15 protein-coding genes and 1 tRNA gene are annotated in these 16,074 nt (G+C 40.7%); 9 read left to right on the forward strand and 7 right to left on the reverse strand.

The features are described 5' to 3' along the window. The first annotated feature begins 4 nt into the window (after positions 1–4). From A9970_RS02285 to A9970_RS02310, 6 genes are all read left to right on the forward strand, one after another. Entirely contained in the window at positions 5–310 is a 306-nt protein-coding gene (locus A9970_RS02285) for a hypothetical protein (RefSeq protein WP_139144903.1), read from the forward strand. A gap of 10 nt (positions 311–320) precedes the next feature. Further along, the gene (locus tag A9970_RS02290) at positions 321–611 is read left to right on the forward strand and encodes a helix-turn-helix domain-containing protein (RefSeq protein ID WP_070561901.1); all 291 of its coding nucleotides are present in this window, start codon (positions 321–323) and stop codon (positions 609–611) included. Between the two features lie 325 nt (positions 612–936). Next, on the forward strand, positions 937–1,491 hold the full coding sequence (locus tag A9970_RS02295; RefSeq protein WP_182981136.1) for a hypothetical protein: 555 nt from the start codon (positions 937–939) through the stop codon (positions 1,489–1,491). A 760-nt stretch (positions 1,492–2,251) separates the two neighbouring features. Next, positions 2,252–2,392 (forward strand): hypothetical protein, encoded by a 141-nt coding sequence (locus A9970_RS02300; protein WP_182981137.1) that lies wholly within the window; start codon positions 2,252–2,254, stop codon positions 2,390–2,392. A gap of 122 nt (positions 2,393–2,514) precedes the next feature. Next, a complete protein-coding gene (locus A9970_RS02305) occupies positions 2,515–3,507 on the forward strand; it encodes a hypothetical protein (protein ID WP_182981138.1) in 993 nt (330 codons plus the stop codon). Between the two features lie 155 nt (positions 3,508–3,662). After that, a complete protein-coding gene (locus A9970_RS02310) occupies positions 3,663–4,052 on the forward strand; it encodes a cysteine peptidase family C39 domain-containing protein (RefSeq protein ID WP_220801495.1) in 390 nt (129 codons plus the stop codon). Here the strand turns inward: A9970_RS02310 and A9970_RS02315 are convergent. The 5 genes from A9970_RS02315 to A9970_RS02335 all read right to left on the reverse strand — a co-directional run bounded on the left by A9970_RS02315 (position 4,020) and on the right by A9970_RS02335 (position 9,372). Then, positions 4,020–5,333 (reverse strand): site-specific integrase, encoded by a 1,314-nt coding sequence (locus A9970_RS02315; RefSeq protein ID WP_182981139.1) that lies wholly within the window; start codon positions 5,331–5,333, stop codon positions 4,020–4,022. The genes A9970_RS02310 and A9970_RS02315 overlap by 33 nt on opposite strands. Positions 5,334–5,580: 247 nt before the next feature. Further along, positions 5,581–5,653: transfer RNA gene (locus A9970_RS02320), tRNA-Lys, on the reverse strand. A 141-nt stretch (positions 5,654–5,794) separates the two neighbouring features. After that, a complete protein-coding gene (locus A9970_RS02325) occupies positions 5,795–6,073 on the reverse strand; it encodes a lipopolysaccharide assembly protein LapA domain-containing protein (RefSeq protein ID WP_182981140.1) in 279 nt (92 codons plus the stop codon). Between the two features lie 55 nt (positions 6,074–6,128). Next, positions 6,129–8,879 carry a heavy metal translocating P-type ATPase gene (locus A9970_RS02330; RefSeq protein WP_182981141.1) on the reverse strand — a complete coding sequence of 917 codons (2,751 nt, stop codon included), beginning with the start codon at positions 8,877–8,879 and terminating at the stop codon, positions 6,129–6,131. A 259-nt stretch (positions 8,880–9,138) separates the two neighbouring features. Further along, positions 9,139–9,372 (reverse strand): hypothetical protein, encoded by a 234-nt coding sequence (locus A9970_RS02335; RefSeq protein ID WP_153846920.1) that lies wholly within the window; start codon positions 9,370–9,372, stop codon positions 9,139–9,141. 269 nt (positions 9,373–9,641) lie between these two features. Here A9970_RS02335 and fbp point away from each other — a divergent pair, with 269 nt between their 5' ends. Continuing rightward, complete coding sequence (fbp, locus tag A9970_RS02340; protein WP_046675871.1) at positions 9,642–10,652, forward strand: class 1 fructose-bisphosphatase; 1,011 nt, start codon at positions 9,642–9,644, stop codon at positions 10,650–10,652. Positions 10,653–10,766: 114 nt separating this feature from the next. Continuing rightward, positions 10,767–12,215, forward strand: a complete 1,449-nt coding sequence (locus A9970_RS02345) for a L,D-transpeptidase family protein (RefSeq protein ID WP_182981142.1) — start codon at positions 10,767–10,769, stop codon at positions 12,213–12,215. 41 nt (positions 12,216–12,256) lie between these two features. Here A9970_RS02345 and A9970_RS02350 read toward each other — a convergent pair whose 3' ends face one another. After that, positions 12,257–13,789 (reverse strand): DUF3943 domain-containing protein, encoded by a 1,533-nt coding sequence (locus tag A9970_RS02350; RefSeq protein WP_182981143.1) that lies wholly within the window; start codon positions 13,787–13,789, stop codon positions 12,257–12,259. Between the two features lie 101 nt (positions 13,790–13,890). Between A9970_RS02350 and A9970_RS02355 the strand changes: the two genes are divergently transcribed. After that, a complete protein-coding gene (locus tag A9970_RS02355; RefSeq protein ID WP_182981144.1) occupies positions 13,891–15,423 on the forward strand; it encodes a SulP family inorganic anion transporter in 1,533 nt (510 codons plus the stop codon). 1 nt (position 15,424) lies between these two features. Here A9970_RS02355 and A9970_RS02360 read toward each other — a convergent pair whose 3' ends face one another. After that, positions 15,425–16,015, reverse strand: coding sequence for a methyltransferase domain-containing protein (locus tag A9970_RS02360; RefSeq protein ID WP_182981145.1), 591 nt, complete (start codon positions 16,013–16,015; stop codon positions 15,425–15,427). Positions 16,016–16,074 lie beyond the last annotated feature (59 nt).

Raw genomic sequence — 16,074 nt, forward strand, 5'->3', positions numbered from 1 at the left:
GTATATGGCAGAAATTAAAAAACGTATTCTATCGTTCAGTAATGGTAAAACGATAAAATTATATGGCAATAGTGTTGCCATAGGAAAAAGTATGGAAATCGCCGAAGCCTTTACACCCAATATTTTCGGTTTTATAATAACAGGTGGTGATGGCAAAACTGGGGAGGTATTCAATCCGCATAAACTTACGGCCGAAGAAATGATGGAACTTGCAGATTACAATATCCGTATGTGGATGGACTTTAAAGATGCTGTTAGAAATTATGGCATAAGCAATACAAAAATTTTTAAAAAAGAAGCAATGATTTAGGAGGTGAGTTATGGGAAATACAAATTTAGAAGAGCAAAAATCTATGCAAATTACAAGCAGGGACTTGGAGGCCTTAAAGGAGGAGTTACTGACTGAGATCAGGAGCTTGCTATACGCCAAAATTACTTATCCCAAAAGATGGTTAAAAACAAGAGATGTAATTAAGCTGCTCAATACCTGCTCCGGGAAGCTTCAGACGCTAAGAAAGTCTAAAAAGTTGCCTTACGTAAAATTAGGTGGGGATATGTATTACGACATAGAAGATATCGAAGCGATGATGCAAAAATATAAAGTGGGTTAAATTTTGTATTTAAAGGATGACATAAACGGTCTTGGCAAGCAGGTTCCTCCACTATTAAAACATGTGGTGATATATTTCCTTGAACTGGGCAAAAAGCAGTCGGAAGCTGAAGCGTTTTACAAGTTTTATGAACAGCGAAAATGGCAATATAGGGGAAGATTGATCAGAAATTGGAAAGAGCTTGCATGGCATTGGGTTTACAACAAAAGTATTGACCCATCCTGTTTGTCATGATTTTTTGATGATAAGAAATCGCCAAAATTTAAGTTACAACAAGAAGCTAAATCTAAAAATAGGTAAATTTGAATATCCAAATAATTGAAAAATGAACCGTATCCTTAAAGAAGCGTTAGTCTATAATGATCAAAAAGCATTGAAGCACTTATCAAAATTTGTTGCTAAATGGGTGCGTGACCAACTGGAAGATCTGCACGTTAGAAATGATGTTATGGATGATCAAGCAATGCCTGAAATAAACAGGCAAATAAGAAATGGGATTTATAATGCATTATATATACTTTCCAACTCAGCCATGGATTCGGAGTGCTTAAAGCTTGCTGTCGATACAGAGCAGCGTATTCCAGAGTATTGGGAGGATCCGGTTTTGGATATTTATCTGGAAAAGAATAGACAACAACTGGATTCTGTTGAGCTCAAATTCGAGTCCTCATTTCTGAATGAACAACTGCACGCGGAAAATATTTACCGTCTGCCCGATACTTCCTTCATCCGGTCAAAGTCAATTTTAGAGCTTCCTGATATGGATACTGAAATGCGCAAAAAAAATCTCAATAAGATCTCTGCCCATCTTAGACGGGAAGGGTATAGTTATGATCCTGATAAAGATGCTTATGTGAAACCATTGAAATTTAACATTTGAAAATTTTACTCTTAAAGGTATTAATTGAAAATCGAAAGCGTGGACCATTACTGCTGCATTCGTTTATTTTATTCAGCTAAAGAACAGGTAAATTATTATAATTTACCTGTTTTGCTTTTAGCCCCTTTCCTACTGAAAAGGGAGCTGAACCTAAGCTTTAATTCCAAATTGGGGACTTCAAAGTATTTGATGACAATCCACGATTTTTCTTACGAGATCGGGTCCATAGACAGCATTATAAAAAAGACAGTGCTAAGATATACGCTGCGAAGACCCTGATCCTCGATTTAAGAAAACAATGCCGGAGGTTCGGTCGCCGCTTATCAGCCGCTATTTCCCTTTATCTATACTAGTCCGATCAAAGAACTTAATGGGATGATACTTGCTTCTGATGATCTGATCAACGTTTATCAAGAAGCACTTATATAGGAACTAAAAGCTGAAAAAGTTGATAGTGGATCAGTTAAAGAGCTCCAGATGCTATTACCATTACTTGAAAAAGGACGTAGCCAGCTCGTAGAAACACCTCCGCCGCCCAAAAAGTATGGTCCAACTATGCCATTGCCGGTAAACGTCGGTATTATCATTAACTACGCCTGCCAAAGTGCAGCTGAACCATTTTTACTTAACTTTAAACAAAACAGTAAGGTTACTCTATTCGGATAGAACACCTTCGGTGCATTTGATTATGTAAACGCAACTTTTACTTACAGTCCATCCGGGCTGTATTTTTTCAAGCTTGAATAGCGGAAATTTCCCGATGCACAACCGATCAGAAGATGACTGTCAAAGGTGGCGGTGGAACAGAGGGAAAACCGTAACCTACCAGGGAAGAGATTATAAATGTGACACCGACCGTGTAGAATGGGGAGACGGACGGTATCACTTCCTGGGCTACTAACAGGAAAGCTTGTTCTTGACTATTGGGGATAACACCTTAATATGAACTAGCAGGTGGTTTAATCGGAAGCTGCATCATGCAGTTTTATCCAGCTTCCTTTTTTTAATCGTAAAGATGATTGTATGAGCGAGTATAGTGCACTATTTTTTTGTCTTTTATCGACCATCGTTTACGGCGGCGACAAATTAGATCAACAAGTTTCCCAGTATTATCATTATAAAAACCAGGCAGAGGTCCACATATTAGACAGCTCATATAAACATGCGCTGGAAAGTTACAACGTGGCATTTACCTATAAATATCCCAATATTAGGGATCTTTACAATGCCTTTGCAGTCGCCTATCTTGTCGCTGATTCAAATGCCGCTAAGCACTTTTTTGACGAAATGGTACTTAATGGGCAAACAATAGAAAAATTTGCGAAGGGCAGATTTGTAACGACTATACATGATGAGTCCTTATATAAGTGGCTGACAAAAAATTACGATTCCCTAAAAAGTATAGCAGACAAAAGTGAAAAGAAACTGTTGGCTGCTCGTTACGATTCAATCTATGATGAAGATCAGCGTATAAGAAAAACAGAACATAAAACTCAAGGCGAGATAAAAAAGCTCATTTCTGAAGATTCTGCCAACATCAAAAATGCTATTCGCCTAATCAAGGAGTATGGATTCCCCAGTTATGAGCGCATCGGCCTTTTTGAAAAGGGTGCTGAAGGATATGCAGCCGCAGACAACTGCATGTGGATGTTACTTTGGCACGCCCGACATTCCAATCACACCCTCAATGGCCCGGTAAGAAAAGCAGTCCTGGCGGGCGATTATCCTCCTGATGAGTTTGCGTTAATTATAGACATGCAGGCAGACACAAGTCTTTATTTTGGTGTATTGCCTCGTAAGGCCGACAAAAATGGGAAAGTCATTTTTGAAGAGGTTCCAGACATGCAAGCCGTGAACGAAAGGCGTGCAACCCTTTACCTGGAATCGTTAGAAGAGTATAAAAGGAAACTCAACTACCAAAAATATGTGGACAAGCGTTTTTACATGTCTTCCGTTTGGGGAGATATTTTAAACTACGCTCCAATGGATTTCCGAAAATGGGGTGCCATAGAATAGCGCGTTCCAATAATCAACATTTTACCGAAAGCTCAGGGAGCAGATCGACATGATCTGCCCTCGTTCAATGGCCCACCGCATTGAACCAGGATTTTTATTGACTCAAACATAACGGCGCATTATTTAATTCCTGATTTTTTCAGCCAGGGCGTGCCATGCTACAAGTAAGCTGGAGTCCTATCAAAAGACACTATCCAAGTCAATTTCTTCAACAGCAGGCAGAAAAATTATTTAAAAATATAACCTCCCAAACTTCAATTTTGAAACAATTCCCCTTTTATAAGCAGATGGATGCGATGGATTGCAGTCCAACTTGTGTCCGGATGATCACAAAGTTTTACGGCAAAAACTATTCGCTCGAGAACCTGTGTAATAAAAGTTATTTGACCAGGGATGGAGTCAGCATGCGCCAATTCGAGCGCCGTGCATTAACTCATTTGGGCGTATCTTCGAAACTATTTTCCCGGATCACCAGCTTCGCCAATGCGTGCATGTTTAAAGAAGCCAATTATTTAAACTGCAAGAACATGGCTAGGATAGCTTGAGATTAAATGTCCTTGATCATTGAACAGTTTACTACGTACCCTGTTCATGGATTCACTGATACGGCTTTTCCGGACCCTGCAGTAGCGTTCTGTTGTTCTTATGCTTTTATGGCCTAGCATTTTACTCACATCCTCAAGAGGAACACCTAGATTCAGCATCATATCAGCAAAGGTGTGTCTCGCCAAGTGGGTGTGGAGCTCCCTATTTATGCCACAAAGCGTAGCAATTTCCTTTAGATATCCATTATATCTTGTATTGCTGTTAACCGGAATTAGCAAGTTGTTTTTAACGCAATATTGGTGACCGTTATATTTATTTATCAGCTCTTCTATTATTGGTAATATGGGTACCATTTCAGTTACCTTTGTTTTACCACGTTCCTTAATTAGCCACCTTTCCCTATTGACACCGACCTCTATTATATTTTCAGGGGTAAGGGCATAAATATCCTGGTATGCAAAGCCGGTAAAACATTGAAATATAAATGCATCTCTTACTTCTGATAACCTATTAATCGGAAGATCCTTTCGATAAATTGAATTTACTTGGTAAAACTCTAGTGGCTCGATTTCTTTATCACCACCATAGCAAACAAATGCCTTGATAGGGTTTAAGGGGATTAATTTATTCTTAGCACAACCTTCAAGGATCTGTTTTAGCTTTTTGATATACCCTTTTGCAGTGACAGCGCTAATTGGTTTATCTACTTCCAGCGTCATGTAGTCGAAGAACTTTTCAGCAAAAGAATAGGTAATGTTTTCCAGTTCAAAATCCTTCGCTTCGTATTGGAACTTGATAAATGATATTACCTTTTTTTTAGCCGACCTCCAGTGTTTTAATGTATCATTCGATCTGTCCTTTTTCTTAACCAGCTTTTCAAACCGCTTTATAAAGTCATCAAAGACTTTCAACAAAGTAGGTTTTTTTTCGATTTCCATTGACTTCTGGACTGGCCCAATATAATCTAACGGTAGGCCCAGGTAAGCATTTTTAAGCATGAGAGGGGTTATTTTTTCATGCTTGCTCCTCAAAATTTTAAGGTGGGTATCAAGGTCAACATCTGCCTTGGAAATCTTTAAATTGTTTTCCCTCGCCGTTGCACTTGATTCAGTGTCTCTTTTGATATTAGTATCCCAAAATTGGGGCTTAATTTTAATACCTAGAGATAATGGCTCTTCTTCGCCTTCGATGGTAATTCTTGCGTACAAAGGGCAAGTGCCATCGCTCGTTTTTTTTGACCTCTTAAGCCAAAAAAGAATGTGGACTTTCTGATTATTCATCCTACACATTTTAAAGGTTGAAAAATGACCCCGCCTTGTCTGCGGGAATTAATTTCCGATCCTTAAATCCAACTGCACAAAACCAGATTTCAAAAGAATGGTGCCCCAATTTACACACTAAAATGGGGCACCGAAAGGGGCACCATTTAATATGCTAGGATATGATATGAGATAGTATGATAATTTGTAGAAAGGCTTAATTATCATAGGATAAACGCAAAAAAGGCGCTATAAATAGCGCCTTCTGTGATCCCGCTGGGATTCGAACCCAGGACCCATACATTAAAAGTGTATTGCTCTACCAGCTGAGCTACGGAATCTTACTTCTTTGTTTTTGAACTACCGTTCCTTGTTTGAAGTGATGCAAAGATAGGGTTAATCCCTATTCCACGCAAGTATTTGTACGATAAAAATGCGCTACGGCTGTTTAGGGCTTCATTTTTAGTGATTTATTTTTTTATCTAGGATAGAAATTCCCGGTCTTCATCGGATAATTGGGACTTTCTGTCGCTGTTTTCTTCTTCCGATTCGTCTATTTCTTCCTCTTCATACGCCCGCTGTTTCTTTTTTCCTATTTTCAATAGGGATACAAATACAATTCCGGCAATAAAAAAGGCCAATAGTAGCTTCCATAGTGCCACCTGTGATTCCCCGAGAAAATTGAGCTGCACCGATTGCGGATTTTTGACACACACAACTGTGATGATAACAGTTATCAAGATTAAAAAGATATTACGCATGTTATTGTAAACTATATGTCGTTATTCTAACAGCGAATATAGGGAATATCTGTTTTTAATCGATATCGATCTTTGCCCGATTTAAGCGTAAAGAATTCAAGATAACCGAAACGGAGCTGAAACTCATCGCAGCGGCAGCAATCATCGGAGACAGGAGAATTCCGAAAGAAGGATATAGAAGTCCGGCAGCCAATGGAATCCCAAGTATATTATAGACGAAAGCAAAACCCAGGTTCTCCTTAATATTTCGTAGCAGTTTTTGGCTCAGTACCTTTGCTTTGGCTATTCCGATAAGGTCTCCTTTCAACAAAGTGAGTGAAGCGCTTTGTATGGCAACATCGGTACCTGTGCCCATGGCAATGCCGATATCGGCTTGAGCAAGGGCAGGGGCATCATTGATGCCATCACCAGCCATAGCCACCACATGTCCTTTTTGCTGTAACGCATGAATTTCCTGCAATTTATCTTTGGGCAAGGCATTGGCTTTGAAATGCTTGATGCCAACTTGATCCGCCACGGCCCTTGCTGTATGGATATTATCTCCCGTCAGCATAACGACATCGACTTTATGCTGTATAAGATATTGAATTGCACGTTTCGAAGAGGCCTTTATTTGATCTGAAATACTAAAATACCCCAATAAGCTACTGTCTTTTGCCAGGAAGGATACCGTCTTTCCATGGGATTGGGCGGTTTCGGCCATCTGCTTCATATCATGAGGGATTGCTATGCCGATAGACTCCATCAACAATTGATTGCCCAGTGCTATGCTATGTCCAGCTATATTTCCCTTGATTCCTTGCCCGGCAACATTTTCAAAATCGGAAACTGCAAGGTCCGTTTTACTATTTTCCTTTTTTGCCCTTTCAATAATAGCATGGCCCAAAGGATGTGTGCTATTGGCGTTTAAAGCGGCAGCCAAAGACAATATCTCGTCTTTGCTGCTGGACGAGTTTGGCTGAATATCATCAACGGTCGGTTTTCCTTCGGTGATGGTACCTGTTTTGTCTGTTAGTACCACATCCACTTGGTTCATTTTTTCCAGCGCACTTGCATCTTTGATCAGGATCCCATGTTTGGCCCCTTTGCCGACACCCACCATGACGGACATCGGTGTAGCGAGTCCCAAGGCACAGGGGCAGGCGACAATAAGTACGGCAAGTGCATTGGCAAAGCCGAATGCTAGGGAAGCAGAGGGAACCCAAAGCCACCAGGTAAGAAATGTCAAAATTGCAATAATGATGACAATCGGAACAAATATCTCGGATACTTTATCCGTTAATCGTTGAATGGGAGCCTTGCTTCTGCTCGCATCGTTGACGAGTTGAATGATCTGAGCCAAAAGTGTGTCCGAACCAATGCGCTCTGCTTTCATGAGGAAACTGCGGTCGCCATTGATTGTTCCTGAACTGACATGATCTCCTGTTTGCTTTTCTACCGGAATAGGTTCACCCGTCAGCATGGATTCATCAATGTTGCTGTTACCATCCGTAATCTGTCCGTCAACGGGGATTTTGTCCCCGGGTTTTACTTTCAGTATATCTCCGAGTTGAATTTGATCTATGCCGATTTTTTTATCTATTCCATTTTCTACACGCGTAGCTTCGGAAGGGCTTAGCTTGATCAGCTCTTTGATCGCCGAATTGGTTTTGGAATGTGCTTTGGCCTCCATCACCTGGCCTAATAATACCAAAGTCAATATGACGGTAACAGACTCGAAGTAAAGTGCAATGTAGCCATGATGATTTTTTAATTCAGCAGGGAAGACCCGCGGAAAAAATAGACCAACCAAACTATAGACAAATGCAGCTCCAGCACCAAGTGCAATCAGGCTAAACATATTAAGGCGCCAAGTTTTGAAAGATACCCAGCCTCGTTGAAAAAAAGACCAACAGGTATAAAAAACGACCGGCAGGGATAAAACCAGTTGTATCCATCCAGACCAGCTGGGCGAAATGATTTTACCTATTGGATTCCCAGGAAGCATTTCACCCATGGAAAGTATAAAGATCGGAACCGTAAATAGGATAGAGACCCATAATTTCATGCGTAGATCACGATAGGTATGATCGTCGGCCTCATCATTACCATTGGCTATAGGCACAAGGTCCATACCACATATAGGGCAATTTCCGGGATGATCTTGTACAATCTCAGGATGCATAGGACAGGTATATTGAAGGTCTGTCTTTAACATGGGGACCTTTTCCAGATTCATGCCGCATACCGGACAGTTTCCGGGTTCGTTATAGCGTTTGTCACCCTCACAATGCATCGGACAATCGTATTGATCAGCGGATGTATGACCATGTGCTTTGTCAGCTGAAGATATTGTCTGTGATTGATGTACCGTAGCATTTGACTGAGCGGAATGGTTGTGTTGCTGTTCGTGATGGACATGCGAGGTCGCTGCATGCTCAGTATGTAGCTTATTTTTAATTGCTGTGTCTGCATCCAGCTTAACCAAATGCATACCACAGATCGGACAATTTCCTGGTTGGCTGTACGTTTTTTCACCTTCGCAATGCATAGGGCAACCATATCTGTCTGAAGCTTGTACTACAATGTGTTGATCGGATTGTACGTCACCCTGATGCTTATGTATTTCGTCGACCTGGTAAGGACCTAATTTTGATATTATTTCCTGTAATTGCTGTAACGGAATATGTTTCTGGGATGTTACTGTCATGCTTGGCGGGTTTAAAGTTACCTCGGCATGAACCCCAGGAAGCTCATTCAATGCATGTTCGATTGTGGTTCTACATCCATCACAGGACATTCCCGAAAGTGTATAGTGGTGTTGCATAGCGTTGTCTTTGTTGCCTAAAGTTAAACTTTATATCGAGGTGATTTTTACACTTTTACCAGGTTTTCTTGTAAAATTTTCCGTTGATAATATGTGCTTCCGGTTTGCTCTCATTTTCTAGGTCGAACCAGCGTTATAGTTTTCCGGAAACGGAATATGGTGTAAAAAAAAAACAGCGAAATTACGCTATTATAAACACAAGCGAGCTATGTTTTGTTTGCTCTGGGGATAGGTATGGGATAGGGGAATTTCCCTTTGATTAAGCCAGTAGCATTACTTGGGGATGTTTGATCAATGCATTGATGGTTACTTGTTCTTTCAGAACTGCTTCGTGAAAAGGAGCCGGGATCATCAATTTAAATGTTTTTCGGGCGGTTTTTACCAGGAAAAGAGCACCGTGAATCACTTGCTTATCGTCGATGATCAACGTGTGCTGTGTTGCCGGCCGATTGCCTAATTTTTCTTTTTCGATGAGTTGTATAAGTTGTTGCATTGTATCAAAATATTTAGCCAAAATTACCAAATACTTAGCATTTATTGTTTTTTTTCTAATCGTTGCTATTTGAAATTTATCCAGTGCTTTCAACCTTTTATTATTTTTTTAATAGCTAATAATCGTTTTAGCAAAGAAGAGATTTCAAAACATAGCGCAATCGATTGCGTATTTAGTTTGCTAAAATGCTAAATATGAGAAGGATGTATTTGCTAAAGTTTGTTTAACTTTTTTAGCTTTGTGCAACAAATATCCAATAAAACAACATTATGAGTGGTATAACTACACTAGGTCAATTTATCATTGAAAAACAGGCCGATTTTCCGTATGCTAAAGGGGAGCTTTCTAGGCTACTGCGCGATATTGGAATCGCCGCAAAAATTGTAAATAGAGAGGTTAATAAAGCGGGATTGGTTGATATTTTAGGCGATGCAGGACAGGTCAATGTGCAGGGCGAGGGACAAAAGAAACTGGATGTTTATGCCGATGAGCAGTTTATCAAAGCGCTTCAAAGTGGGGGAGAATGCTGTGTAGTTGCCTCAGAGGAACATGAAAATCCAGTATATATCCAATCAGGGGTTTCCAAAAATGCGAAATATATTGTGTGTATTGACCCGCTGGATGGCTCAAGCAATATCGATGTTAACGTATCTGTGGGGACGATTTTTTCCATTTATCGACGAATTTCTGATACGGGTGTTTCTTGTAATAGCAATGATATTTTACAGCATGGAACGAAACAGGTCGCTGCAGGTTATGTAATCTATGGTAGTTCAACCATGTTGGTGTACACAACAGGAAAGGGCGTAAACGGATTCACATTGGATCCTTCGATCGGCGAGTTTTGTTTATCCCATCCTGATATGAAAATTCCGGCTTCGGGTCAAATTTATTCGATTAACGAAGGAAATTATTCCAAATTTCCAAACGGCGTTAAGCAATATATCAAATATTGCCAAATGGAGGACAGTGCAACGCAACGCCCCTATGCGTCACGGTATATCGGCTCAATGGTGGCCGATATTCACCGCAATCTCCTCAAAGGGGGTATCTTTCTTTATCCAACGACATCTGCGCACCCTAATGGTAAGCTAAGATTGATGTATGAGTGCAATCCAATTGCCTTCATCATTGAGCAGGCAGGGGGTAAAGCTTCGAATGGATCTCAGCGTATACTAGATATTGAGCCAAAAACTTTGCACCAGCGATCAGCAGCTTTTTTGGGCAATACCGATATGGTAGAATTGCTGGAAGATTTCCTGAAAAAATACAGTGATTGATTCTGTAGTGATTCAATGACAGGTAAGATTCTTTAGACAATAAGAATTATTTATCTTTGTCCTCAGAAAATGGCTTCATTATTGCGAAGCCATTTCTTTTTCACGATTTGTAATATGTTACGATTTTTAGTTTTTATTTCATTTGTTTCAGTAGTATTTTTTTCTTGTAAGGAGAATCCCCCGACTTATGGTGATGTTTTAGCGAAGGGGTTTGAGAATAAGTCTTATAAGGATTTTGACACAGCAGCTTATGTAAAAGTCTTCCATGAAGTGTATGGCAAGGAAAAATCTCAATTGGTTAATCCGAGCTGGATGAAGGAATTATCGGATTCTACTGAAGGGATGACTTTAATTGCCGAACACCTTTTTGATGGTAGTATCGACACCATGTTAACTTACTTTGAGCGAAGTGATGCGCATGGTATTCGAGCTAGTTATTTCCATACAGCTGCGATTAAGGAAACATTATCTTCGCTTCGAAAACTGAAAAGCAAAGATGTTGCTGAAGTTTATCCATTATTGGCCAAACTTGACTTATTGAGTACTGATGGGCTCGTGGCTTATATCAGCAGCATAAAATATGGTGTGGTCAATCCCAAACGCCTTTATGGACGATATTTCGTTCCTCAAAAGCGTATGAGCTATGGCAAAGTTGTACAAATGCTGGATAGTGTGAAAATTGGAACTGTGTTGACCGATATCCAACCTAAAAATCAGTATTACACCAGGTTTCAGGATTTATTGGAAAATGGGAACCTAAACAGTGCACAACGAAGCCAGGTGTTAATGGTATTGGAAAAATTGCGCTGGATGGGAGATGCTTTTCCGGAGAAATATGTATTTGTGAACATACCTGAACAACGGTTACATATTATGGAAGAAGGGAAGACAAGTCAACTGATGAATGTGTGTGTCGGTGAAACAGATAATCCCGCGTATACGCGGAAGGGAGAGAACCACGAGACGCCCGTCATGCAGGGGGTCTTGGATGCCATGCAAGTAAATCCTGTATGGAATATTCCAAGTAGTATTGTCAAGAAAGAGTTATTGTCAAGCGTTCGAAATAATCCAAACTATCTGGCCTCGCGTAATATGGTAGCCTACTACAAAGGTAAACAAGTGGACCCTGCAACGGTCAACTGGAATTCGGATTCTGTGGAGAATTTTCGTTTTAAACAAAATCCTGGTTCGGATAATTCATTGGGGAATGTGAAGTTTTTGTTTGAGAACCCCTATTCCATTTACCTGCACGATACGCCTGCAAAACAAATGTTTGGGCAGAGCAATCGCGCCGTGAGCCACGGTTGTGTGCGTGTTGAAAAACCCGTTGATTTGGCGTCATACCTTGTCAATAATGAAAAACAGGCCGAAAAAATTGCAAAAGAAATTACCACAGATTCGATCTCAAAATCACGTTGGGTAACACTTAAACGGCAGATGCCAGTTTATATCACCTACTATACAACCTGGTTGGATGACGAAGGGAAAATTGTTACGTATCCGGATATATATGGTTATGATCCGCGTTTGAAGGAAGCGTTAAAGAAATATTGGACAAATTAATCAAAAAGGCTTAACTCATTTAGTTAAGCCTTTTTTTATAGCTAGTATTCAGAGTTGTAGGCTAGTGCTATCCGGACAAAAGGATAGTCTTTGTTGACATTGTTATGGTCTTGATAATGACCTTCCAATCTAAAGTAACCTGAGTAAAGGTTGACACCGAAGTTCTTCCAGATACGCATTGAAGCACTCGTGGATACCGCGTGTAGAAAATGGTGAGATTTGTTACCACTGATTGTGACAAAATATCCGCCACGATAATCTACACCAAATTTAAAGCGGTTTAATGTGCTCAAGGTGGCTGAAGCCCTAACATCGGCCCCGGGGCCATAATCGTATGTGCGGCTTTCACCAAAATGGAGATAAGGATCGGGTACAGCGGCCAGTACCACTGGACCACCACCAAGGATGGTTGTCAGCTTGGTACGGCTACCAATATTGAAGTTTGAAAAGACATTGTAATTGATGCTCTGCGATCCGTAATAAAAAGCTTCATTGCGTAGAAAGTCGAAATGCGCAGACACGATACCACGATGACGTCCTGTTAAATTGGATAAAATACGGTTACCGTATAACGAGGCATACACATTGACCGCATTGACGATGGAACTATCATCTGATCCAAGTTCCAAATTGAGGAAGAAGTCATCAAATGGTTTCTTTTTGTCTAGATCATCGTTGGTGTAAATCAGTTTGATACGGGCATAGATGTCGTTCTTTCCTTTATTCAAGATGTCATGTTCCTTGGCATCAAACCGTCTTAGCCCCAATTCAACTTCGGTGTGTACTAAAGAACTGTCGACCACCGCACCTTTTACCTTATCTCCCCAGCGCCCATCGAGCAGACGGTTGAGGCCGTTTATCGGATTGATCAGCATGGCCAATAGTTCTTTTTTATTACGTTGTCCTTTGGTCAGACTCGGGCGCGAAAGAATATGATGCGATAGTCTATGGGTCATTTCACCTAAAATAGTACCGCCAAAACTTGTGTTGATGATATCATTGATGGATGGTGGTTCCGTTTCACCTGCAGTTTCCCAGATATAGCTACCAGCTACGGTTGCTGCGGTTGATTGTAGAAAACTATAGTTGTTGGATCGGAACGAATTGAAATAAAACTGACCGTGATAAGGATGCGCTATTTGATTTGTTGCAAAAAGATTGTCGTCCCAGGTCCAGGCAGACAGTTTTAAATGGCTAAAGAAGTTTTTAAAGGAAATATGGGAAACAGGATCTTTTCGAATGAAGTAGTTAACCGAAGCAGGAATAGCTTGGATGGAAAACCACTCAATTCCCGCCCTTAAGAAGTTCTTTTTTTGGTAATCGAATAGACTGTCTGTTTGTTTTACGTTGATAAGATGATTGTTCCAAAGTCGTGGTTGTTCATCGTGGTACATGGGATATTTTTCGACAGGTTTCGCTCGAAATAGGCTATCTGAAGTCATTAAGGAATCTCTAGCTGGTAGGAATGCAGCCTTACTAGGCCCTATACTCCCGAGCTGGACAAGCAACAAAAAGATAAATATAAAGAGACTATAATGACGTTGGTTAATGCGTTGTTTGATCGAAATGAACATACTGTTTTGCGATAAAATTTGTAAAGAATAACAAATATAGGGGAAAAGTGTTTGTGTGATTAGTACCTTTGCGGCAATTATCCTGTTCAAGTAATTTAAAAATGAACAATACCTTTGAAATATTCAATATAAAATCGATTAATCTTAAGAATGAGTTGTTTGCAGGATTAACGGTCGCAATGACAATGATTCCGGAATCACTCTCATTTGCAATTTTAGCCGGGCTACCACCGTTGACGGGACTTTACGCAGCATTTTTAATGGGTTTGATCACTTCCGTTTTGGGAGGTAGGCCAGGGATGGTATCTGGAGGTGCTGGCGCAACAGTGGTTGTATTGATGGCCCTGGCGGCAAGTCACGGTATTGATTACCTGTTTGCTGCTGTCGTCTTGGCGGGGCTCCTGCAATTTTTAGTCGGGCTTTTTAAATGGGGGAAATTTGTACGCTTGATTCCACAGCCTGTTATGTATGGTTTTTTGAACGGACTGGCCATTATCATTTTTATGGCTCAAGTGGTTCAATTTAAGGTAAATACCGGACAGGGGGCGGAGTGGATGTCGGGAAGTACCTTATACATCATGGGGGGATTGACTCTGCTGACGATGTTGATTGTGATTGGATTTCCTCGGATAACGAAGGCTGTTCCAGCCTCTTTAATCGCTATTCTGGTTGTATTTGGTCTGGTTTCTCTTTTAGGTATTGATACCAAAAAAGTAGTAGATATTGCCTCTGTTAGTGGGACATTACCACATCTACATTTACCTAATGTACCCCTGAGCTGGGAAACATTGCAACTGATTTTTCCGTATTCTTTGGTGATGGCTGGAGTAGGGTTGGTGGAGTCGCTTTTGACACTGAACATGGTGGACGAAATAACGGCGAGTAAAGGAAATGCAAACCGCGAATCCATGGCGCAGGGGATAGCCAATACAATCAATGGATTTTTTGGGGGAATGGGTGGCTGTGCCATGGTTGCTCAAACACTGGTCAATTTAAATGCTGGTGCACGCACGCGGCTTTCTTCTTTTATTGGAGCGATGACCATCTTAGTGATTATTTTGGTAGGTGCTCCTTTTATTGAACAGATACCCATGGCCGCGCTGGTCGGTGTGATGATGATGGTAGCCATTGGAACCTTCCAATGGGTGAGCTTACGGATTGTCAATAAATTTCCCAAATCAGATATTTTCGTTGGGATTATTGTCGCCGGAATTACCGTGGTTTTACATAATTTGGCACTTGCGGTGCTTATTGGTGTAGTGGTATCCGCACTTGTATTTGCCTGGGATAATGCGAAGCGCATTCGGGCAAGAAAATATTTGGATGCCGAGGGCATCAAGCATTATGAAGTCTATGGCCCTCTTTTCTTTGGTTCGACAGCTAATTTTTTGGATAAATTTGATGTTTTGGAAGATCCCGAGCGTGTGATTTTAGATTTTAAGGAAAGTCGTGTGGTGGATATGTCCGCAGTGGATGCGCTCAACAAAATTACCGAACGTTACGCTGCACAAGGGAAAAAAATCGAATTGTGGCACCTCAGTGAAGATTGTCGCTCTTTGTTAAAAAATGCTGCGGGCATTGTGAAGGTCAATATCATGGAAGATCCAACCTATCGGGTCATGCCGGGCAAGTAGACTATTTTTTGCGCAGCTCAAAAAACAGTTCATTTCCCTGTCTTTGGGGAATACTATTGGTTGAATCTGTCAGTTGTAAAATGTCAAATTGCGATGCGAATAATTGTTGATATTCCGTTTGATCTCCACCGAAAGGTGGTCCCTGTTGTACAAATTCCCGTTTAAACAATAAACCCATCAGTATACCCTGAGGCTTGAGCAAAGTATGCATTTGTTGTACGTAGCTGGGGCGTAATGAAGGATCCAGTGCACAAAAAAATGTTTGCTCAATTATATAATCGTACTGGCCCTGGTGCTGGAAGAAATCTTGACATACAATTTGGATCTGAGGGCTATTGGCAAACTCCTTTCTTACCTTCGCAACGAGGGTCGGAGCGATATCAAGTAAGGTAATTTGATGGAACCCCATGTCAAGTAGAGCCTTTGCTTCATAGGCATTTCCACAACCGGGAATAAGAATAGATGCATCTTTGGCAATAGACTCCGCTGCATAGTTGATAATAGCAGGAGAGGCATAGCCAATATCCCAGCCTGTTGCTTTGTTCTTATAACGTTCATCCCAATAGTTTCCATCCAATAGTGAAGAATTCATAGCTGTTTTGTTCTATATGCTTAGCAATTTACATAAATATTAGGTCAATAGGGTGCTTC

Origin of the sequence: Sphingobacterium sp. UME9, assembly GCF_014170215.1 — a bacterium.
Taxonomy (GTDB): Bacteria; Bacteroidota; Bacteroidia; order Sphingobacteriales; family Sphingobacteriaceae; genus Sphingobacterium; species Sphingobacterium paramultivorum.

Bases quoted from the DNA above. Each gene is read 5' to 3' on its own strand.
- A9970_RS02360 (WP_182981145.1), bottom strand. From the start codon at position 16,015: ATGAATTCTTCACTATTGGATGGAAACTATTGGGATGAACGTTATAAG.
- A9970_RS02325 (WP_182981140.1), bottom strand. From the start codon at position 6,073: ATGCGTAATATCTTTTTAATCTTGATAACTGTTATCATCACAGTTGTG.
- A9970_RS02350 (WP_182981143.1), bottom strand. From the start codon at position 13,789: ATGTTCATTTCGATCAAACAACGCATTAACCAACGTCATTATAGTCTC.
- A9970_RS02310 (WP_220801495.1), top strand. From the start codon at position 3,663: ATGCTACAAGTAAGCTGGAGTCCTATCAAAAGACACTATCCAAGTCAA.
- A9970_RS02300 (WP_182981137.1), top strand. From the start codon at position 2,252: ATGCACAACCGATCAGAAGATGACTGTCAAAGGTGGCGGTGGAACAGA.
- fbp (WP_046675871.1), top strand. From the start codon at position 9,642: ATGAGTGGTATAACTACACTAGGTCAATTTATCATTGAAAAACAGGCC.
- A9970_RS02290 (WP_070561901.1), top strand. From the start codon at position 321: ATGGGAAATACAAATTTAGAAGAGCAAAAATCTATGCAAATTACAAGC.
- A9970_RS02285 (WP_139144903.1), top strand. From the start codon at position 5: ATGGCAGAAATTAAAAAACGTATTCTATCGTTCAGTAATGGTAAAACG.
- A9970_RS02355 (WP_182981144.1), top strand. From the start codon at position 13,891: ATGAACAATACCTTTGAAATATTCAATATAAAATCGATTAATCTTAAG.
- A9970_RS02295 (WP_182981136.1), top strand. From the start codon at position 937: ATGAACCGTATCCTTAAAGAAGCGTTAGTCTATAATGATCAAAAAGCA.
- A9970_RS02345 (WP_182981142.1), top strand. From the start codon at position 10,767: ATGTTACGATTTTTAGTTTTTATTTCATTTGTTTCAGTAGTATTTTTT.
- A9970_RS02315 (WP_182981139.1), bottom strand. From the start codon at position 5,333: ATGAATAATCAGAAAGTCCACATTCTTTTTTGGCTTAAGAGGTCAAAA.
- A9970_RS02305 (WP_182981138.1), top strand. From the start codon at position 2,515: ATGAGCGAGTATAGTGCACTATTTTTTTGTCTTTTATCGACCATCGTT.
- A9970_RS02335 (WP_153846920.1), bottom strand. From the start codon at position 9,372: ATGCAACAACTTATACAACTCATCGAAAAAGAAAAATTAGGCAATCGG.
- A9970_RS02330 (WP_182981141.1), bottom strand. From the start codon at position 8,879: ATGCAACACCACTATACACTTTCGGGAATGTCCTGTGATGGATGTAGA.